The following is a 20,159-nucleotide window of genomic DNA, read 5'->3' on the forward strand; positions in this document are numbered from 1 at the left end:
CGGGGCAATGCGTACCAGTGTATCCAGCCGGGGGCGGGATACCTGTGGTTACGCGTATTCACCGACAGTGTTACATAGAGACATACCCCGAGGATTGAGCCCTTCATCGCCCCGTCTTCACAATGCCCACCAACGCCGCCACCGCGGCCCCGAGAGTGAAGCCACGACGTGACGTTCCGCCTGCTGCCTGCGACCCGCCGGGGTCGCCTGATACTGATCGCCCTGCTTGCCCTGATCGTTGCGGTGGCCGCCTGGTGGCTGCTGCGCAAGCCCGCCGCCCCGGCCGTGGCGACCACCCCGGTCAGCCGCGGCGACATCGAACAGACCGTGGATGCCACCGGCGTGATCGACGCCTACAAGCTGGTCAGCGTGGGTGCGCAGGCCTCGGGCCAGATCAAGTCGCTGAAGGTGCAGCTGGGCGACACGGTGAAGGAAGGCGACCTGATCGCCGAGATCGACGCCACCACCCAGCAGAACCAGGTGCTCAACGCACAGGCCTCGCTGGACCAGGTCACCGCCCAGCGCGCCGTGCAGCAGGCCACCCTGCGCCAGGCCGAACTGGAATTCGCGCGCCAGCAGCAGATGCTGGCCGCCGAAGCCACCTCGCGCCAGGAATATGATGCCGCCGAGGCCCAGCTGAAGACCGCCCGCGCCCAGCTGCAGTCCTACGAGGCACAGATCAAGGGCCGCGAAACCGAGCTGGGCACGGCGCGCGCCAACCTGGCCTACACCCGCATCACCGCGCCGATGGATGGCACCGTGGTGGCCGTGGTGGCCGAGGAAGGCCGCACCGTGAACGCCAACCAGACCGCGCCCACCATCGTAATGCTGGCGCGGCTGGACGTGGTCACCGTCAATGCCGAGATCTCCGAGGCCGACGTGGTCAAGATCAAGGCCGGCATGCCGGTGTACTTCACCACGCTGGGCGACCCGGACCGCAAATACCACGCCACCCTGCGCCAGATCAATCCGGCGCCGGCCTCGATCGCCAGCGAGACCTCCTCCAGTTCCAGCAGCTCGTCCAGCTCCAGTTCCAGCAGCGCGGTCTACTACAACGCGTTGTTCGACGTGGAAAACCCGGACGGCACGCTGCGCATCGACATGACCGCCCAGGTCTCGGTGCTGCTGAAGCAGGCCAAGAACGTGCTGATGGTGCCGGCGGTGGCGCTGGGGCCGAAGCGCCGTGGCGATGAGCGCATGGTGCGGGTGCTGGACGACAAGGGCCAGCCGCAGCCGCGCAAGGTCACCGTCGGCATCAACAACGGCGCCTCGGCCGAAATCCTGTCCGGGCTGAAGGAAGGCGAGCGCGTGGTGGTCGGCGAAGCCGGTGCCGCCGGTGCCAGCGCCGGCGGCGGCAACCGTGGCGGCATGCAGATGCGGGTCGGCGGCCCGGGCATGGGTCCGCGCCGATGAGCACGACGGCGCCGCTGCTGCGCCTGCGCGACCTGCGACGTGAATTCCCGGCCGGCGATGATGTCATCGCCGTACTGCGCGACGTCAACGTGGACATCCACGCCGGTGAGATGGTGGCCATCGTTGGCCAGTCCGGCTCGGGCAAGTCGACGCTGATGAACATCCTCGGCTGCCTTGATCGTCCTACCCGTGGCAGCTACCAGGTGGCCGGCCGCGAAACCGGCAGGATGGAGCCGGATGAACTGGCCGAACTGCGCCGTGAACATTTCGGCTTCATCTTCCAGCGCTACCACCTGCTGGGTGACCTGGACGCACGTGGCAACGTGGAAGTACCTGCGGTGTATGCCGGCAGCCCCGGCCCGGTGCGCAACGCGCGCGCCGAGCAGCTGCTGCAGCGGCTGGGCCTGGGCGATCGCATGCACCACAAGCCGGGCCAGTTGTCCGGCGGCCAGCAGCAGCGCGTCTCGATCGCGCGTGCGCTGATGAACGGCGGCGAGGTGATCCTGGCCGACGAGCCCACCGGTGCGCTCGACACGAAATCCGGCGAGGAAGTGATGGCCATCCTCGGCGAGCTGCATGCCGAAGGCCACACCATCATCATCGTCACCCACGACATGAGCGTGGCCCAGCACGCGCAGCGCATCATCGAGATCCGCGATGGCGAGATCATCGCCGACCGCGCCAACCCGGAGGCACCGACCTACCGTGCGCAGCGCGAAGCCAGCACAGGCGTTGCCCACGGCAACAGCTGGCGGGCGGCCCGGGATCGTTTCACCGAAGCCTTCCGCATGGCCCTGCTGGCCATGAACGCGCATCGGCTGCGCACCTTCCTGACCATGCTCGGCATCATCATCGGCATTGCCTCGGTGGTCTCGGTGGTGGCGCTGGGCAACGGCTCGCAGCAGCAGATCCTGCAGAACATCAGTGCGCTGGGCACCAACACCATCGACGTCTATCCCGGCCGCGGCTTCGGCGACATGCGCTCGGCCCGCGTGCAGACCCTCAAGGCCAGCGATGCCGATGCCCTGGCCAAGCAGAGCTACGTGGACAGCGCCACCCCCAGCGTGTCGACCTCGGTCACCGCACGCTACCGCAACCAGTCGTCCACCGCGCAGGTCAGCGGCGTCGGCGAACAGTTCTTCCGGGTCAAGGGCGTGACCCTGCTCAGCGGCAGCTTCTTCGATGCCGATGCGGTAAAGGGCCTGGGCCAGGTGGCGGTGATCGACGAGAACACCCAGACCCAGTTCTTCCCCGATGTCGATCCGGTCGGCCAGGTGATCCTGCTCGGCAACGTGCCGGCGCGCGTGGTCGGCGTGGCCAAGCGCCAGAGCTTCGGCTTCGGTGGCAGCACCAGCCTCAGCGTATGGGTGCCCTACACTACGGTGATGTCGCGCATGCTGGGCCAGGGCCACGTGTCCAGCATCACCGTGCGCGTGGACGACAACACGCCGATGGATGCCGCGCAGGAAGCGATCACCCGCCTGCTGACGATGCGCCACGGCACCGAGGATTTCTTCCTCAGCAACAGCGCCGAGATCCGACAGACCATCGAACAGACCACGCGCACGATGACGCTGCTGATCGGCGCCATCGCCGCCATCGCGCTGCTGGTCGGCGGCATCGGCGTGATGAACATCATGCTGGTGTCGGTGACCGAGCGTACCCGCGAGATCGGGGTACGCATGGCCGTCGGTGCGCGGCAGAGTGACATCCGCCAGCAGTTCCTGATCGAAGCGGTGCTGGTGTGCCTGCTCGGTGGTCTGCTCGGCATCGGCCTGGCGCTGCTGCTGGGCTCGATGATCGGCCGCTTCGCCAGTGACTTCCAGGTGCTGTTCTCCACCGCCTCGATTGTTGCCGCGTTCGCCTGCTCCACCCTGATCGGCGTGGCGTTCGGCTTCCTGCCCGCGCGCAATGCCGCGCAGCTCGACCCGGTCGAGGCCCTGGCCCGCGAATGAAGATGATGACCCGACTGCCCTTCCCTGCTCCCTCGCGCCTGCTGCTGGCCGGCGCCGTGCTGCTCGCGCTGTCCGGCTGTGCCTCGGTCGGCCGCTATCCAGTGCAGGACCCCGACGTAGCGGCCACCTACGGGCGCGGCGACGCCACGCTCAATGCACCGGCCGACGACCCACGCAGCAGCCTGGATACCCCCGGTCGCGACATCCGCCAGGACAGCTGGTGGACCGGTTTCGGTGATGAACGACTGGACCGCCTGGTGGCGCAGGCACTGGCCGCCAACAGTGACCTCGCTGCCGCCGGCCTGGCCGTGCAGCGCTCGCGCCTTCAGGCCGGCCTGGCCAGCAACGCGCTGTGGCCGCAGCCTTCTTCGTCCGGCGTAAGCGGCAGTGCCAGCCGTGCCACCGACCAGGCCGACGATTGGCGCCGCAGTTACTCCACCGGCGTCTCGCTGGGCTGGGAGGTGGATCTGTGGGGGCGCCTGCGCACCCAGCGTGACATCGCCCGCTGGGAAGCCGAGGCCAGCGAGGAGGACCGGCAGAACACCGCCCTGCTGGTGATCAGCGACACCATCACCCAGTACTGGACGCTGGCTTACCTCAACCAGTCCATCGCCACCGGCCAGGCCAACCTGGAGCGCCTGGAGCGCACCCGCGAACTGGTGCAGGCGCGCTTCGACGCGGGTGCGGTATCGCGCCTGGAAGTGCGCCAGGCGCTGCAGAACCTGCAGTCGCAACGGTCAGCACAGAGCGCGCTGGAACAGCAGCGGGTGGAAACGCGCAATGCGCTGACCGTGCTGCTGGACGGCACGCCGTGGCCACAGCAGGACGAGCCGCAGGACCTGCTGGGCGCACGCAGCCCTGACATTGCGGAGGGCCTGCCGACCGACCTGCTCGGCCGCCGTCCCGACCTGCGCGCGGCCGAACTGCGCCTGCGCAACAGCCTGAAGACCATCAAGGTGACCGCTACCCAGTACTACCCGGCGCTGAGCCTGACCGGCAGCCTCGGCTCCAGTGCGACTTCGCTGGGTGATGTGCTGCGCAACCCGGTGGCCACGCTGGGCGCGGGCCTGTCGCTGCCGTTCCTCAACCTGCAGCGCGCGCAGCTGGATACCGATATCGCCGGCACGGCCTATCAGATCGCCGCCACCAGCTTCCGCAAGACGCTGTACACCGCGCTGTCGGAGGTGGACAACGCGCTGTCGGCACGCGAGCAGCTGGCGCGCCAGGTGGCCGCTTCGCAGGCCTCGTACGACGAAGCGGTGGAAGTGGAGCGCGCGCAGGAAGTGCGCTACCGCGTGGGCGCCACCGATCTGCGTACCTGGCTCGAAGCGCAGCAGACCCGGCGCGACGCCGAGCTGTCGCTGGCACGCGTGCGGCAGAGCCAGCTGAACAACGACGTGACCCTGTTCAAGGCGTTGGGCGGCAGCGCGGGGTAGCGCGCCAAACAACGGGGTCAGATCCCTTTTCCTCTGGAAAAGGGATCTGACCCCGATCGGTGCCGATCAACCGCGCTGGCGCACGGCTTCGAACAGGCTGACACCGGCAGCGACGGAGACGTTCAGGCTCTCGATCTCGCCCGGCATCGGAATCTTGACCAGACCATCGCAGTTTTCACGGGTCAGGCGACGCAGGCCGTCGGCTTCGCCGCCCAGCACCAGCGCGATGTTGCCCTTCAGATCCAGCTGGTACAGCGAAGCCGTGGCTTCACCGGCCAGTCCGTAGATCCACACACCCTGCTTCTGCAGGTCCTTCAGGCAGCGCGACAGGTTGGTCACCGCCACCACCGGGATCAGATCGGCGGCACCGGCCGAGGTCTTGCGCACGGTGGCATTGACCGTGGCCGACTTGTCCTTGGGGATGATCACTGCAGTCGCACCGGCGGCAGCGGCCGAACGCAGGCAGGCACCGAGGTTGTGCGGATCCTGCACCTCGTCCAGCACCAGCAGCAGGGCCTTGCCCTCAGCGGCGGTGACCAGGCCTTCCAGCTCGTTCTCGCTGTAGGTACGGGCGGCGGCGTAACGGGCGGCCACGCCCTGGTGCCGCACCGAACCGCCCACGCCATCCAGCGCCTGGCTGTTCACCTTGCGCACGTCGATGCCCTTGCGGCGGGCGTTCTCCTCGATCTCGGTCAGGCGCGGGTTCTTCGCCCCGGCCTCGACCAGCACTTCGCGGACGTTCTCGGCGTCGTTCTCGATGGAGGAGGCGACGGCGTTGACGCCGACGATCCACTGGCTGTTCTTGCTCATGCGGGCGGGGACCGGAAAGGGGGTGGCTATGGTAGAGCATCGGCGGGCCGGGCGCTGCGGCGGGCCCGCCTGTAGAGCCGAGCCTGCACCCGGCGGCCTTGGGTTCAGGCTGCGGCGACCCGCCAGCCGAGCGTGGGCTCGGCTCTACAGGTGCGTTACCGGCTGCGCGGCGGCCAGTGCGGGGTGTCGTGGTCGGGGTGCTGGTGGGACACGATCGTGGCCAGGAAGTCCAGGGCCGCGGCATCGTCCTCGGTACGACGGGCCGGCAGATCGGCCAGCGTATCGACGAACGGCAGCTTGCGCTCGATCCCGTACTGGATCGTCGGCGGCAAGCGCTCGGGTTCGTCAAAGGCGCCAGCCGCCACTGCCACGCCGTCCGGTGCCTCGTAGGTCAGCGGTGTGCCGCAGTCGGCACAGAAGCCGCGCCGCACCACGTTGGACGACTGGAAACAGCGCGGCTGGCCGCGGGTCCAGCTGAACTGCACGCCGCGCACCGACACCAGTGGCGCGTAGTAGGCACCAAAGGCCTTCTGGCACATCCGGCAATGGCAGATCGAGCTGTCGGTCAGCTCACCGCGCACCTGGAAGCGGATGGCGCCGCACTGGCAGCCGCCGCGGTACTCGGGTTGGCCCTGCATTGCTGCTTTCCTCCGGAAGATCGTGTCGACCAAGCTCGACACCTATCTGATGAGCGGTGCCGATACGGTGGGTGCCAACCCTGGTTGGCACCCACCGTGGATTTTCAGCCGAGCATGGCTCGGCTCTACCAATCAATACTTCTTCTTCGTCCGCTTGGCCGGCTTGCCACGTTCAGGCAGCGGCGGCAGGCCATCGCCTTCGTCCTCGCCCTTGTGCTCGACCAGGCGGAAGTCGATCTTGCGCTCTTCCATGCTGGCCTTCAGCACCAGGATCCGCACGCGGTCGCCCAGCCGGTAGCTGCTGCCACGGCGTTCGCCGGTCAGGGTCTTGCGGGTGGCATCGAACTTGTAATAGTCCTGCGGCAACTGGGTCACGTGCACCAGGCCCTGTACCTTCGACTCATCCAGTTCCACGAACAGGCCGAAGCTGGTCACGCCACTGATCACGCCGTCGAACTGGCCGCCCACGTGCTTTTCCATCCACGCGGCGCGGTAGCGCTCGTCGACCTCGCGCTCGGCCTCGTCGGCACGGCGCTCGCGTTCGGAACACTGCAGCGCCAGCGCCGCCATTTCACGTGCGTTGTAGGTGAACTTGTCCAGCGGCTTGCCGGACAGTGCGTGCTTGATCGCACGGTGCACCAGCAGGTCGGGATAGCGACGGATCGGCGAGGTGAAGTGCGCGTACGCCTCCAGCGCCAGGCCGAAGTGGCCGTGATTCTCCGGGCTGTAGATGGCCAGGCTCTGGCTGCGCAGCAGCACCGATTCCAGCAGCGTGGCATCGGGACGGTCGCGGATCTTCTTCAGCAGCTTGGTGTAGTCACCCGGGCGCACCTTCGACCACGGCGGCAGGCTCAGCTTGAACTCCTTGAGGAATTCCAGCAGGTCGGCGTACTTGGTTTCCGGCGGCTTCTCGTGGATGCGATACGGGGCCGGCACGTGGCGCGACAGCAGGTATTTCGCCGCCTCGACGTTGGCCGCGATCATGCACTCCTCGATCAGCTTGTGCGCATCGTTGCGCACCAGCATGCCGGCCTGGGTGACTTCACCGCGGTTGTCCAGCACGAAGCGCACTTCGCTGCTTTCGAACTCGATGGCACCCCGCTTGGCACGTGCCTTGGACAGCACCTTGTACAGCTGGTGCAGGCGCTGCACCTGCGGCAGCAGGTCACCCATCCAGGCCTTGGTATCGGCATCGTCCTCGCCCACCGCCTTCCACACCTGGGTGTAGGTCAGGCGCGCGTGCGAGTTCATCACCGCTTCGTAGAAGCGGGAATGCGTGACCAGGCCGTCGCGGTCGATCTGCATGTCGCAGACGAAGCACATGCGGTCGACCTTGGGCATCAGCGAGCAGATGCCGTTGGACAGCGTCTCCGGCAGCATCGGCACCACGAAACCCGGGAAGTACACCGACGTGGCGCGCTTCTGCGCTTCCTCGTCCAGCGGCGTGCCCGGGCGAACGTAGTTGGAGACATCGGCAATCGCCACCACCAGGCGGAAGCCATCGGCATTCGGTTCGCAGTACACCGCGTCGTCGAAGTCCTTGGCATCCTCACCATCGATGGTCACCAGCGGCGTGCTGCGCAGATCCACGCGGTCGCCGATCATCGCCGGCTCGACCACCATCGGCACCGAGGCGGCTTCGTCCAGCACCTCCTGCGGGAACTCGAACGGCAGCTCGTGGCCGTGGATGGCGGTTTCCACCACCAGCGATGCGGTCAGCTTGTCGCCGAGCACGGCGATGATGCGGCCGATCGGCGGGCGGCGGCTGTCCGGCGCCTGGGTCAGTTCGCAGACCACCAGCTGGCCATCACGCGCACCCCCGGTCTGGTCCGGCGGTACCTGCACGTTGCGCTGCACGCGCTTGTCGTCAGGCACCACGTAGTTGATCCCCATCTCGACGCTGAAGCGGCCGATCAGGCGGGTCATGCCGCGTTCGAGCACGCGCGCAATGCTGCCTTCCCGACGGCCACGGTGGTCGATGCCGGTCACGCGGGCCAGCACCTTGTCACCGTGCATGACCTTGCGCATTTCATACGGGGGCAGGAACAGGTCGTCGCCCCCCTCGACCGGGCGCAGGAAGCCGAACCCTTCCGGGTTGGCGATCACCACGCCGGTGACCAGGTTCAGGGTCTGGATCGGGGCGAAGCCGCCACGGCGGTTCTGCACCAGCTGGCCATCACGGACCATGGCGCCGAGCCGGCGCGACAGCGCTTCGGCACGATCCGGTGCGGTCAGGCCCAGGCGTGCGCCCAGCTCCTCGGCCGTCTGCGGCCCTTCGCAGCGCTCCAGCAGGGCCAGGATGGCCTCGCGGCTTGCGATGGGCTGTTCGTATTTCTCCGCTTCGCGCGCGGCGTAGGGATCTTCGATCACCTTGCCGGTCGGCGGCAGCTTGCGGCCCGGGGCCGGGCCTGGCGCGTCGGTATTGCGGACCTTGCGGCCACGCGGTGGTGCGCCGTCTTCATTCAATTCGGGGAACCAGCCCGGCAACGGCTTGCCCGGCTTGGTGGTGCGGGCCGTGCCCGCCTTGGCGCCCTTCTTCGGGGCTTGGCCGCGGGAGGTGCTCCCGCCCTTGCTTGGTTTTTTGGTAGTCATCGCCCTACATGGTAGCCGTTGACGGCGTGCAGAACGGGTCAGTGGCCGTCTTGAAGGCCTTGCGTGAAAAATATTCTGGAAGTCGTTGACAGCCTGCGGATTCATCTTCACAATTGCGCCTCTGGAACGCCCAGGTGGCGGAATTGGTAGACGCACTAGTTTCAGGTACTAGCGGGTAAAACCGTGGAGGTTCGAGTCCTCTCCTGGGCACCACGTTTCAAGGCTTCGGCCGCACAGAACCCCGCCTTGGCGGGGTTTTTGCGTTGCGCCTCCCCCACGCCAACAATGGCGACATGGAAGCGGGACGCCGCCTTCGGCGTCCCGTCGGATAACCGGCACAAGGGCTAGGGCAGCGGCGGCGGGCCACCCGGAATCGGCGGCATGCCCCCTTCCGCAAGCTGCGGGATCTCCCGCACCGCCTTCCAGGCGGGCAATCCCTCATGCCAGACCAGTGTCTCCACGGTGATGCGACGCTCACGCAGAAGGCGCCACACCTGTTCAAGGGCGTGAGGCCCCGAGGCATTGCCGTCCACGGCCAGAAAGTACTGTGTGGCGACGGGAAGCGAGGGAGGCTGTACCGGCAGCCGCGGGGTCAGCACATCCAGCTGAGTTGCCATGCCCTGCCCCAACCCCAGGCCTGCACCGAGCCCCAGCCCGGCCTGCACCGCCGGATTGCCTTCGTTGGCCGCTGCGGTTTTCAACACGTCGATCGACCGGTCGTACTGGTAGATATCGCGCCCCAGCATGTTCAGCTCAGCCGTCTTTTCCTTCAGTTCCTTCAGCCGGCGGAAGCTCGGATCGTCTTCCGGTACGTTGACCGAGTGGAAGTAGAAATTGACGAGGCTGACACCGAATTGACCCATCTCTTCATCGATGGCCGCACTGCATTGCGCAGCAATCTCCTCGAGGTGCAGCGCCGCTTCGACGACGGAGATGCGCAGCGTCGTCAGCGCGCGCGCCAGGTGCACGTTGACCGCCTGCAGCACCACCCCGGTGAAGTACTCGACCACCTGACCGGCCGAAAAGCCGGTCCCCGCCCCCACCAGCGACTCCAGGAACCGCCGCGCGTCGGTGATCCGGAAACCGTACTGGCCATAGGCGCGCACCGGCACGACCACGCCGTATCGGGGATCCTCCAGCTGGATCGGGCGGCGGGTCCCCCACAGGTTGTCCAGCTTCGAGACGAGATTGACGAACCAGACTTCGGCCTGGAACGGACTGTCCATTCCGAACGGCACGCTGGTGAGCGTGGTCAGGAAAGGCAGGTTGTGCGTATCGAGCGTAATCGTTCCTTCGCGCACCTCCTCGCGGATGGTGCCGCGGTAGACGAAGAACGCGACCTGGCCGGGCTTCACCACCAGCTGCGAACCCCACCTCAGGCGGGTGGAGGGAAACTTCCAGACGAAGTCCTGCGCAGTGTTCTCGAACGCAACGACATCAATGAGCGCCATGCAGTCAGGCCTCGATCGTGCTGGCAGACAGGCGACGTCGCGCCCACGCAGCCAGCGGTGCAACCAGCAGCACCCGCGTAGCGCCACGGGCCAGCACACTGCCCTCGATCAGGCGAGCCACCGGCGGCGAGCAGCGATAGTAGAGCCTGACAAAGCGGCGGCCCGCCGCTGTCCTGCGCAGCACGCGGTCCCGATACCGCCGCAGCACCCGCACGCTGCCATCCTCGTATGAGCCCATGGCCGCCGTGGCAATGAAACACCCCGTCTTCGCCGGCGGCGGCAGGCCACCGGCCACCGCTTCGGCCCAGGCACTGGCATCGTAGACGTTGTTGTAGAACTGCCTGCAGTACTTCTGGAATCCCTGGCACCAGTCCAGCGGCGGATCCGAATGGACGGTCGCGCCCTGGATGCGCACTTTCAGGACCTGAGCAGCACAGATCGTCTTCAGAAGCGCTTCGGAGATGATGTAACGCCCATTCTCGAAGCAGAACATCTGGCCACCGATGTGCTCGACCTGGGTGTCCTGCTCGGTGAACTCGACCCGCTGATTGACCTGATCGCAGTTGAAGAAGATCACACCATCGCGCGCATGGAACCAATCATCGGCACGGATCACCACGCAATCGAGCACAAGGACATCGAGCTCAGCCGTCTTGACACGCCGCAGTGTAAACCGGGCATTGAACGCGCTCAGATTTTCCGAGCTGATGGCGACCTCGTCCAGGTAATCGCGGATGTAGAGGTCCCCCTCTCCCCACATGAACTGCTGGACATGCGTGATTTCAGTCTTTTCGGTGAACTCGTCGAAGGTTTTCTCGACGAAGGAATCTGCTGCATCCGACACTTATACTCCCCCTGTTTGCTGCAAAAGTGCACCGAGCCTCCGCTCGACGTTTTCAATCTTCCGGGCAATGCTTGGATGACCGGTTTCAACCTGCTGCTCGACAAGAAACGCGAGCTCGCGACGCAAGGAGGCCTCCAGGGCACGCGGATCCGCTTCGCCGGCGATCCCGGCATCCATCGCGGGCCGGACCGCCGCTGCCTCTTCCGGCAGGCTTCCACAGTAGGCACACACCCGCATTGCAGTCCGCAGGGGCGCACCGCACGACCGACACTCCACCATTCACTCCTTGCTGCTGCATGCCAGGATCTCGTTTCCAACCCGACCACGGCAGGCACCCTCCCTGCGCCGCATCGGTCAGCGCTGCATCATCGGGCCAAAACGTGCGGCAATCCAGACGGCAAACGGGTGGGACGCATGGGCCCTGGCTGGCCTTGTGAGCCCCCTCGCAGGCATACCGGGCGCAGGTGTTGACACCTCCGTAACAACACCCCATAATCTCGCTCCTCGACGCCCAGGTGGCGGAATTGGTAGACGCACTAGTTTCAGGTACTAGCGGGTAAAACCGTGGAGGTTCGAGTCCTCTCCTGGGCACCACGTCGAGAATGAGAAAAACCCGCGAAAGCGGGTTTTTTCATGCCCGGAATCCGGCATCAGAACAGCGGCCGCAACACCAGTTCCAGCCCAAGCAGCAGCAGGAACCCGAGGAAACAGGCGCGGAACACCCGTGCGCTGATGCGCTGCCGGATCACTTGGCCCAGCCACATGCCCAGCAGCGCCGGCACCACCGCCAGCGCACTCAGGCCCAGCTGCTGGATGCCGAATGCACCGTGCATCACCAGTCCGGTGGTCAGCGAAATCGTTGACACGGTGAACGCCAGCCCCAGCGCCTGCACCAGTTCCTCGCGCTGCAGCCCCAGCGACTGCAGGTACGGCACCGCCGGCATCACGAACACACCCGTCGCACCAGTGACCACGCCCGACAGCGCACCGACCAGCGGCCCCAGCCAACGCTCGCGCCGTTGCGGTACACGGAATACAGGCGCCAGCAGCGCATAGGCTGCATAGACCACCAGGGCCACGCCCAGGGCAACGCGGGACCCGGTGCGGTCGACCCGCACCAGCAGCGCTGCCGAAGCCAGGGTCACCACCACCACTGCCAGCATCATCGGCCACAGCCGCCGCACGATGCCGCCCAGCGACGGACCGGACACCAATTGCCACGCGTTGGTGACGAAGCTGGGAATGAACAGCATCGACGCCGCTGCCACCGGCGACAGCGTGCCACCGAGCAGGCCCATCGCCACCGTGGGCAAGCCCATGCCGGTCACGCCCTTGACCACGCCGGCCAGCACGAACACCGCCACCAGCAGCACGTAGAAATACGTTGTCTCACTCATGCCTTCATTGGATCGGGCAGACCATCGGCGCACAATGCGGTCTTCCCGCCCCTGCCTTCGGCTGATCCGAAGGCGCCGGCGTTGCGATGAGGGCACCCCATGCGGATGGATATCGCCGACCTGCGTCTGTTCCTGGCCATCGCCGAGGCCGGCAGCATCACCGCCGGCGCAGCACAGGCCAACCTGGCCCTGGGTTCGGCCAGCGAACGCCTGCGCATGATCGAAGCCGACGCAGGCACCGCGTTGTTGAACCGGCATCCGCGCGGCGTCAGCCTGACCGAAGCCGGCGCCGCCCTTGCCCACCATGCACGCCTGATCCTGCAGCAACAGGCACAGCTGCGCGGTGAGCTGCAGGCGTTCGCACACGGCGCACGCGGCACCCTGCATCTGTATGCCAATACCGCAGCACTGACCAACTACCTGCCCTCGCGGCTCGCGCCGTGGCTGGCCGAACGCCCGCGCCTGCACGTGGAACTGCTGGAACGCACCAGCCCGGACGTCGTGCGAGCGATCAATGCCGGCCAGGCCGAGGCCGGCATCATCAGCGACGCGGTCGATGCCACCGGCCTGCAGCAGCATGTGGTCGCGGAAGACCCGTTGGTGATGCTGCTGCCCGCAGACCACCGCTTCGCATCGCGGCGCAGCGTGTCCTTCACCGAGGTTGCCAGCGAGACCTTCGTCGCCCTTGCCGACGGCAATGCACTGCAGACCTACATCGAAGGCCAGGCGCGCGACATCGGTCGCCGACTGGACGTGCGCATCCGCATGAAGACCTTCGAAGGCGTGTGCATCATGGTCGGACACGGCATCGGCGTCGGCATCGTGCCGCGTACCCTCGCCCGCCAGCATCGGCGCAGCACGCGTACCGTCGCCGTGCCGCTTGCCGATGCGTGGGCACAACGCCGTTTGTGCGCGTGCTTCGCCCAGTGGGCGCAGCTGTCACCGGCGATGCGCAGCCTGCTGCTGCACCTGGGCGTGGAGCCGCAGAGAAAAGTGTGAAATGTTGTTGACACCCCCGCTGTCGTTCCTCATAATTCATCTCCTGAGTCGCCCAGGTGGCGGAATTGGTAGACGCACTAGTTTCAGGTACTAGCGGGTAAAACCGTGGAGGTTCGAGTCCTCTCCTGGGCACCACGACTCAAAGTGATCAAACCCGCGAAAGCGGGTTTTTTCGTTTCCGGGGTTTGGCGAGCGTGGCATCGCATCTACCGCTCGAACTGTCGCATCTCGCCCCCCCCCAGGCGTCACCCGCTGGTGCATACCTCCTCCCGGCGCGCCGTCACCAAACCCTGAACGGCCTCCTTTTGGGTCGCATTTCACGTTACCCGCTCAGTTCGTACTTTTCCTAGTCGGAGATCTACCCGATTCCATTTCGGTGGAAGGCAGATTTACAGGAGCCGGTTGCAGGTCTATCGCCACGACCTGACCAGCGTCCCTTTCCCCAAAAGGATGTCCCCATGCAGCGCACCATCATCTGCCCTCACTGCCACACCGGCTCGAATCACGGCGTACGCGTATGCGTGGGATGCCAGGCCGAGGTCCACTACGGCGCATCGAAGGAGGCCGTAATGCTCGTCTTCGTCGCCGCCATCATCTGCGGCACCCTGGTCGGCAGCCGATTGCAGGCCACTGCCGGCTGGCTCACGTGTGGCGCCGTACTTGTGGCGGGAATGTGGGCCATTTCCCTATTGTTCCGTGATCGGGTGGTGTTCAAGCGCGTCTATCGCACGCGCTGAACCTGCCGCTGCACTCCCCCAACGCCAGGGCCCGTGGGACCCGCGCTGCACAAACAAGGACCCCGCCTTGAGGCGGGGTCAAAATACAGCACGTGTTTCCAGGGAGTTTTCAGTGTCCGCCGCCGGCGGCCGCACCTGCGCCTGCGCCGAACGGCGGTTTGGCCAGCCACAGGAACGTGATGATCGCCAGGAAGATCCAGCCCAGCAGGAAGAAGATGTCGTTGAAGCCCATCTGCGAGGCCTGGTGGTTGATCATGTTGTTCAGCACCGCGGCACCGTTCTGCAGGTTGCCCTGCCCCATCGCGGCCACCTGGTCCTGCATGCCCGGCTGATAGGCCGAGATGTGCTCGGTCAGATCCGCATGGTGCACCTGGGTACGACGCGCCCACAGCCACGTGGTCAGCGATGCCGCGAAGCTGCCGCCCAGCGTACGCAGGAAGGTGGCCAGGCCGGAACCCGCCGCGATCTCGCGCCCATCCAGGTCCGACAGCAGGATCTGCAGCACGGGCATGAAGAACAGCGCCACGCCGATGCCCATGATCAGCTGCACGCCGGCCACGTGCATGTAGTCCACCTGCAGGTTGAAGTTCGAGCGCAGGAAGCTGGTCATCGACAGCACGATGAAGGCGATCGTGGCCAGCATGCGCATGTCGAATCGCGATGCATACTTGCCGACGAAGGGGGTCATGATCACTGGCAGGATACCGATCGGCGCCGTCGCCAGGCCCGCCCAGATCGCGGTGTAGCCCATGTCACGCTGCAGCCACTGCGGGATCAGCAGCGCCACGCTGAAGAACGCCGCATAGGCCACCACCATCGCCAGCGTGCCTGCGCGGAAGTTTCGATGCCGGAACAGCTTGAGGTCGACGATCGGATCCTTGTCGGTCAGCTCCCAGATCAGGAAGACCGTCAGCGTCACCACTGCCACGCAGGCCAGCACCACGATCTTCATCGACGAGAACCAGTCCTCGTCGTTGCCCAGGTCGAGCACCAGCTGCAGCGCGCCGACACCGATCACCAGGGTGACCAGGCCGACATAGTCCATCTTCGGCTTCTCGATCTGCTCCGGGCGCCCCTTCAGCTGGTTGCCCACCACCAGCGCGGCGAAGATGCCCAGTGGCACGTTGATCAGGAAGATCCATTCCCAGCTGTAGTTGTCGGTGATCCAGCCACCGAGGATCGGGCCGCAGATCGGCGCCACCACGGTGATCATCGCCAGCAGCGCCAGCGCCTGCCCGCGTTTCTCGCGGGGATAGATCGACACCAGCAACGACTGCGTGATCGGGTACATCGGGCCGGCCACGAAGCCCTGCAGTGCACGCGACAGCACCAGCATGCCCATGCTCTGGGCCAGGCCGCACAGCAGCGAGGTGATGACGAAGGCCAGCGTGGCCCATACGAACAGCTTGCGTTCGCCGAAGCGGCGGCTGAGCCAGCCGGTCAGCGGCAGCGCGATGGCCGTGCTGACCGCGAACGAGGTGATGACCCACGTCGCCTGCTGCGAACTGGCGCCGAGATTACCGGCGATGGTCGGCAGCGAGACGTTGGCGATGGTGGTGTCGAGCACCTGCATGAACGACGCCATCGCCAGGCCCACGGTGCACAGGGCGACGCTGGGCGGCAGGAATCCGGAGGCCGCTCCCGGCGCCGCCGGTGCGCCCGGAGCGCCGGGCGCGGCTGGAGCTTGTGCGGACATGGCGACCTCAGCCCGCCTTCGCCTGCTGCTGCGGCAGGTTGCCCTGGATGATCGTGTGGATCACCTCGTCGGCATCATGCAGCTGCTTGGCATACACGTCGGTGTCGAACACGGTGCCCTTGGCGGCAGCGGTCGGCAGCACTTCACCCTTCTGGTCACGCAGGCTCACTTCGGCCTTCATCGACAGGCCGATGCGTAGCGGGTGTTCGGCCAGCTGCTTGGCATCGATGGCGATGCGCACCGGCACGCGCTGCACGATCTTGATCCAGTTGCCGCTGGCGTTCTGCGCCGGCAGCAGCGAGAACGCCGAACCGGTGCCCAGGCCCAGGCTCTGGATGCGGCCCTTGTACTTCACGTCACCGGCATACAGGTCCGACTTCAGCTCCACTTCCTGGCCCAGGCGCATGTGGCGCAGCTGGGTTTCCTTGAAGTTGGCCTCGACCCACATCTGCTCGGTCGGCACCACCGCCATCAGGGCGTTGCCCGGCTGCACGCGCTGGCCCACCTGCACCGAACGACGGGCGACATAACCGGTGACCGGCGCGACGATGCCGGCGCGGGCGTTGTTGAGGAAGGCCTGGCGCAGCTGCGCGGCCGCCGCCTGCACGTCCGGCTGGGTGGCGATCACGGTGTCGTCGACCAGCGCGCGGTTGCGCTCGACGGTCTCGCGCGAACCGGCCACGGCCGCTTCGGCGGCGGCCAGCTCATCGCGGGCGTGGGCCAGTTCTTCGTTGGAGATGGCGCCGGTGGCGGCCAGGCCCTTGCGGCGGGCGAAGTCGTCGCGCACGCGCTTCAGGGTCACCTGGCGCGCGTTCAAGTCGGCCTGTGCAGCTTCCACGCTGCGGTACAGACCGCGGGTCTGGCGCACCGTCTTGGCCAGGTTGGCTTCGGCCTGCTGCAGTGCCACCGACGTGTCGGAAGGGTCCAGCTGCACCAGCAGCTGGCCGCGCTCCACGCGCATGCCGTCATCGGCGTTGATGGCGACCACGGTACCGGCCACCAGCGGGGTGATCTGCACCTGGTTGCCCTGCACGTAGGCATCGTCGGTTTCTTCGAACCAACGGCCGAACATGAAGTACCACAGCGCCAGTGCGGCAAGCAGCAGCACGACGATCACGAACAGGCCGCGCAGCAGGTTGCCGCGGCGGTTGGAGGCGGCCGGGGCCGCGGTGTCTTGGGTCTGGCTCATGGCAGGGGTCTTCAGGAATGCGAGGAATCGGAATGGGAGGCGATCGGTGCGCGGTCGGCGTCAGCGGGCTGGAAACCACCACCCAGCGCCTTGCTCAGGCGCACCGAGGACTGCACCTGCTGCGACTGCAGGCCGGCCAGCTGCTGCTGCGACTGCAACAGCGTGGACTGCGCAGTCAGCACGTCCAGGTAGCTGCCGATGCCGGCGCGGTAGCGCTGCTGGGCCAGGTCGAAGGCCGAGCGTGCGGTGTCCACGGCCTGCTGCTGCGAATGCGCCTGCTGCGCCAGCGAGCGCACCGCGTTGACCTGGTCGGCCACGTCGCGCAGCGCGTCCAGCACGGCCTGGTTGTAGTTGGCCACCGCCAGGTCGTACTTCGCATCGGTGTTGGCCAGGTTGGCACGCAGCTTGCCGCCTTCGAAGATCGGCAGGCTCAGCGCGGGGCCGATGTAGGCGAAGGTGGAGCTGCTCTTCAGCAGGTCGCCCACGTTCGGGGCGACCACGCCGGCGAGCGCGGTCAGGTTGAAGCTCGGGTAGAACTTGGTCCTGGCCACCTTGATCTGCTTGTCGGCCGCTTCCACGCGCCAGCGCGCGGCGACGATGTCGGGGCGACGGCCCAGCAGTTCGCTGGGCAGCACGCCCGGCAGCTGCAATGCCACCGGGTTCAGCGGCTGCGGGCGCTGGATCGACAGGCCACGGTCCGGGCCCTTGCCGACCAGTGCCGCCAGCGCGGTGCGGGCGGCGTCGATGCGCTGCTGCGCGGCCTGCACCTGCTGCTGTGCGGCCGGCACGCGGGCTTCGGCCTGGCGCACCTGCAGGTCGCTGTCGATACCGGCGCTGCGGCGCTGGCGGGTCAGCTCCAGCGACTTCTGCGAACGGGTCAGCTCTTCCTCGGCCACGTCATTGAGCTGCCACGCATAGGCCAGCTCGGCATAGGCCTGGGTGATGCCGGTGGACAGGTTCAGGCGGGCGGCCTGGGCTTCGACGGTGGCGGCGTGGGCACCGTCCACGGCGGCTTCCCAGGCGGCGCGCTTGCCGCCCCACAGGTCCACGCCATAGCTGAAGTCGAAGGCGACCTGACTGCTGCCGCCGTAGCGGCCACCCAATTCGCTGCCGACCATCGACTCGGGCAGGCGCAGGCCGGTGTAGCCGCCGGACACCGACAGGCTGGGCAGCTCGTCGGCGCGCGCGGTACCGACCTGGGCCTGGGCCTGGCGCAGACGCGCGTCGGCGGCGTCCAGGCTCGGATGACCGGCCAGGCCCTCGGCAACCAGCGCGTCCAGCTGCGCATCGCCCAGCGCCTTCCACCAGTCCTGCGCCGGGAAGCCGGTGGCGCTCAGGTCGGTGTCGGCCAGGGTGCGTTCGCTGTGCAGGCTGTCCACGTCAAGCACGTGGCCCTGCGGGGTGAGGCCGCGGCTGCTGGCGCAGGCGGCCAAAGCCAGGGCCAGCGCTGACACCAGCAGCGCGCGCCCGGACCGGCGGAGAGTGGGATGCGGGATCGGGTTCATGGGGTCGTCAGTGAATCGCGGATTCGGGTAAGGAGGGACAGCAGCAGCGTGCGCTCGTCGGTGGAAAGATCGCGCAAGGCGTAATCCATCACCGCGTCGCCGCGCAGCTTCAGCCGCGCCCACAACGCGCGGCCTTCATCGGTCAGCACGATCTGCAACGCGCGGCGGTCCTGCGCATGCGGTTCGCGGCGGACGCAGCCCAGCGCCTCCAGCTTGTCCAGCAGGCGGGTGACCGCGCTGGGCACCTGGTCGATGGCCTGGGCCAGCTCGTTGGCGGTGCACGGGGCCATGTGCGAAAGCACCTTCAGCCCGATGTAGTGGGTGAAGCCGATGCCCAGATCTTCTTCGGCCATGGACGCGTCGAGTTGCCGGACCAGGCCGTCGCGCACCTGGCGCAGCAGCAGGCCGAAGCTGGGGGGGGTGGTTGCAGGACAGATCATGGGGGAGCATTCTCTTCCAAAAAAAATATTTCTCAATGGAAATATTCGATCTGGCATCGAATGCTGTGTTGCAGCAGTGGGCTGGATCAGTGAAGGCGCACACCTTAATGGCCCGCTCAGCTGGCCCGGTAGTACAATTAAGCCAATGGATGACACATTTCAGCCAGCGGACATGATGAACAAGGCAGAAATCCCCCCTCCCAAACGCTTGCTCAGGGACGACGCACTGGACTGGTTCGAGCGCAACGATGGCCCGCCGGTGGTCGCTTTCCGCTTCGACAGCCCGCTGGGGCTGGTCCGGGAAGTGGACTGGCACCACCACCAGCGCGCGCAGCTGATCTGTGTCGAACGCGGCCTGCTGACCACCCGCACCTCGCACGGGACGTGGTCTCTGGCGCCGGGCTCGGCCGGCTGGATGCCGCCACTGGAGCCGCATACCGTCACCCTCGACGGCCCGCTGCGTGGCTGGGGCATGGCGCTGGCCGCGCCGGCCTGCGCCACCCTGCCGGCCGATCCCTGCGTGCTGGGCCTGTCCAAGCTGGCGCAGGCGCTGGCTGACCGCATCTGCGAATGGCCGCTGGGCTACGACACCACGCCCGAACGCCAGCACATCATCGAGGTGCTGCTGGACGAGATCCGTACCGCGCCACGCCAGCGCATGCACCTGCCGATGCCGCACGATCGGCGCCTGCTGAAGATCGCCTCGCAGCTGCTGGCCGACCCGTCCGACGAACGCAGCCTGGCCGAATGGGCGCACTGGGCAGGCCTGTCGCCGCGCAGCCTGACCCGCCACTTCCGCGACGAGACCACGCTCAGCTTCGCCCAGTGGCGGCAACAGGCCCGGCTCTCCGAAGCCCTGCGCCAGCTGACCGACGGCCGCAGCGTGGCCGACATCGCCCACGCACTGGGCTTCAGCAGCGCCAGCGCCTTCGTCACCGTGTTCCGCCGCCACTTCGGGCTGCCGCCCGGGCGCTACCTGGCGCGGGCCGGGCATGGCCTGGAAACCGGGCTGGACCCTGCGCGCGGCTTGGCATCCCCCGCCGCATCCGGATAATCA

16 protein-coding genes, 3 tRNA genes and 1 pseudogene are annotated in these 20,159 nt (G+C 66.9%); 9 read left to right on the forward strand and 11 right to left on the reverse strand.

What is annotated here, in order from left to right; genetic code table 11:
- Positions 1–168 precede the first annotated feature (168 nt).
- Genes AC5P8Z_RS02585 through AC5P8Z_RS02595 form a run of 3 tightly spaced genes read left to right on the forward strand, consistent with a single transcriptional unit; the run spans position 169 to position 4,804 of the window.
- Entirely contained in the window at positions 169–1,413 is a 1,245-nt protein-coding gene (locus AC5P8Z_RS02585) for an efflux RND transporter periplasmic adaptor subunit (RefSeq protein ID WP_286071460.1), read from the forward strand.
- The gene (locus AC5P8Z_RS02590) at positions 1,410–3,368 is read left to right on the forward strand and encodes a MacB family efflux pump subunit (RefSeq protein WP_286071459.1); all 1,959 of its coding nucleotides are present in this window, start codon (positions 1,410–1,412) and stop codon (positions 3,366–3,368) included. The genes AC5P8Z_RS02585 and AC5P8Z_RS02590 overlap by 4 nt, the downstream gene beginning before the upstream one ends.
- Positions 3,365–4,804 carry a TolC family protein gene (locus AC5P8Z_RS02595; protein ID WP_295565663.1) on the forward strand — a complete coding sequence of 480 codons (1,440 nt, stop codon included), beginning with the start codon at positions 3,365–3,367 and terminating at the stop codon, positions 4,802–4,804. The genes AC5P8Z_RS02590 and AC5P8Z_RS02595 overlap by 4 nt, the downstream gene beginning before the upstream one ends.
- Before the next feature lie 66 nt (positions 4,805–4,870).
- Here AC5P8Z_RS02595 and rlmB read toward each other — a convergent pair whose 3' ends face one another.
- The 3 genes and pseudogenes from rlmB to rnr all read right to left on the reverse strand — a co-directional run.
- Complete coding sequence (rlmB, locus tag AC5P8Z_RS02600) at positions 4,871–5,614, reverse strand: 23S rRNA (guanosine(2251)-2'-O)-methyltransferase RlmB (protein ID WP_005408775.1); 744 nt, start codon at positions 5,612–5,614, stop codon at positions 4,871–4,873.
- Between the two features lie 155 nt (positions 5,615–5,769).
- Positions 5,770–6,252: a GFA family protein gene (locus AC5P8Z_RS02605; RefSeq protein WP_495227996.1), complete on the reverse strand. Its 483-nt coding sequence runs from the start codon at positions 6,250–6,252 to the stop codon at positions 5,770–5,772.
- 132 nt (positions 6,253–6,384) lie between these two features.
- Positions 6,385–8,613, reverse strand: a pseudogene (gene rnr / locus AC5P8Z_RS02610) (ribonuclease R); the annotation flags it as partial.
- A 359-nt stretch (positions 8,614–8,972) separates the two neighbouring features.
- On the opposite strand from rnr, the gene AC5P8Z_RS02615 reads away from it, so the two are divergent.
- Positions 8,973–9,057, forward strand: a tRNA-Leu gene (locus tag AC5P8Z_RS02615).
- 131 nt (positions 9,058–9,188) lie between these two features.
- On the opposite strand, the gene AC5P8Z_RS02620 is transcribed toward AC5P8Z_RS02615, so the two are convergent.
- The 3 genes from AC5P8Z_RS02620 to AC5P8Z_RS02630 are packed head-to-tail and all read right to left on the reverse strand — an operon-like array spanning position 9,189 to position 11,418.
- A complete protein-coding gene (locus AC5P8Z_RS02620; RefSeq protein ID WP_495227997.1) occupies positions 9,189–10,295 on the reverse strand; it encodes an SPFH domain-containing protein in 1,107 nt (368 codons plus the stop codon).
- Positions 10,296–10,299: 4 nt separating this feature from the next.
- Entirely contained in the window at positions 10,300–11,139 is an 840-nt protein-coding gene (locus AC5P8Z_RS02625) for a CFI-box-CTERM domain-containing protein (RefSeq protein ID WP_414495046.1), read from the reverse strand.
- The gene (locus AC5P8Z_RS02630; protein ID WP_414495047.1) at positions 11,140–11,418 is read right to left on the reverse strand and encodes a zinc ribbon domain-containing protein; all 279 of its coding nucleotides are present in this window, start codon (positions 11,416–11,418) and stop codon (positions 11,140–11,142) included.
- A 230-nt stretch (positions 11,419–11,648) separates the two neighbouring features.
- On the opposite strand from AC5P8Z_RS02630, the gene AC5P8Z_RS02635 reads away from it, so the two are divergent.
- Positions 11,649–11,733, forward strand: a tRNA-Leu gene (locus AC5P8Z_RS02635).
- Positions 11,734–11,789: 56 nt separating this feature from the next.
- Here AC5P8Z_RS02635 and AC5P8Z_RS02640 read toward each other — a convergent pair.
- On the reverse strand, positions 11,790–12,536 hold the full coding sequence (locus AC5P8Z_RS02640) for a sulfite exporter TauE/SafE family protein (RefSeq protein WP_495227999.1): 747 nt from the start codon (positions 12,534–12,536) through the stop codon (positions 11,790–11,792).
- 99 nt (positions 12,537–12,635) lie between these two features.
- On the opposite strand from AC5P8Z_RS02640, the gene AC5P8Z_RS02645 reads away from it, so the two are divergent.
- The 3 genes from AC5P8Z_RS02645 to AC5P8Z_RS02655 all read left to right on the forward strand — a co-directional run bounded on the left by AC5P8Z_RS02645 (position 12,636) and on the right by AC5P8Z_RS02655 (position 14,272).
- Positions 12,636–13,535 (forward strand): LysR family transcriptional regulator, encoded by a 900-nt coding sequence (locus AC5P8Z_RS02645; protein ID WP_495228000.1) that lies wholly within the window; start codon positions 12,636–12,638, stop codon positions 13,533–13,535.
- A 50-nt stretch (positions 13,536–13,585) separates the two neighbouring features.
- A tRNA-Leu gene (locus tag AC5P8Z_RS02650) sits at positions 13,586–13,670 on the forward strand.
- Between the two features lie 323 nt (positions 13,671–13,993).
- Entirely contained in the window at positions 13,994–14,272 is a 279-nt protein-coding gene (locus AC5P8Z_RS02655; protein ID WP_495228001.1) for a hypothetical protein, read from the forward strand.
- A 109-nt stretch (positions 14,273–14,381) separates the two neighbouring features.
- Here the strand turns inward: AC5P8Z_RS02655 and emrB are convergent, their stop codons facing one another.
- Genes emrB through emrR form a run of 4 tightly spaced genes read right to left on the reverse strand, consistent with a single transcriptional unit; the run spans position 14,382 to position 19,102 of the window.
- Complete coding sequence (gene emrB / locus AC5P8Z_RS02660) at positions 14,382–15,968, reverse strand: multidrug efflux MFS transporter permease subunit EmrB (protein ID WP_295565656.1); 1,587 nt, start codon at positions 15,966–15,968, stop codon at positions 14,382–14,384.
- Positions 15,969–15,975: 7 nt separating this feature from the next.
- The gene (emrA, locus tag AC5P8Z_RS02665) at positions 15,976–17,157 is read right to left on the reverse strand and encodes a multidrug efflux MFS transporter periplasmic adaptor subunit EmrA (protein ID WP_286071448.1); all 1,182 of its coding nucleotides are present in this window, start codon (positions 17,155–17,157) and stop codon (positions 15,976–15,978) included.
- A gap of 11 nt (positions 17,158–17,168) precedes the next feature.
- Entirely contained in the window at positions 17,169–18,662 is a 1,494-nt protein-coding gene (gene emrC, locus AC5P8Z_RS02670; RefSeq protein WP_495228003.1) for a multidrug efflux transporter outer membrane subunit EmrC, read from the reverse strand.
- Positions 18,659–19,102, reverse strand: coding sequence for a multidrug efflux system transcriptional regulator EmrR (emrR, locus tag AC5P8Z_RS02675; protein ID WP_049429561.1), 444 nt, complete (start codon positions 19,100–19,102; stop codon positions 18,659–18,661). Before emrR ends, emrC begins: the two co-directional genes overlap by 4 nt.
- Positions 19,103–19,274: 172 nt before the next feature.
- Here emrR and AC5P8Z_RS02680 point away from each other — a divergent pair, with 172 nt between their 5' ends.
- Positions 19,275–20,156: a helix-turn-helix domain-containing protein gene (locus tag AC5P8Z_RS02680; protein WP_049399506.1), complete on the forward strand. Its 882-nt coding sequence runs from the start codon at positions 19,275–19,277 to the stop codon at positions 20,154–20,156.
- Positions 20,157–20,159: the final 3 nt, after the last annotated feature.

Source organism: Stenotrophomonas sp. YJH_SMC_17 (genome assembly GCF_059371655.1).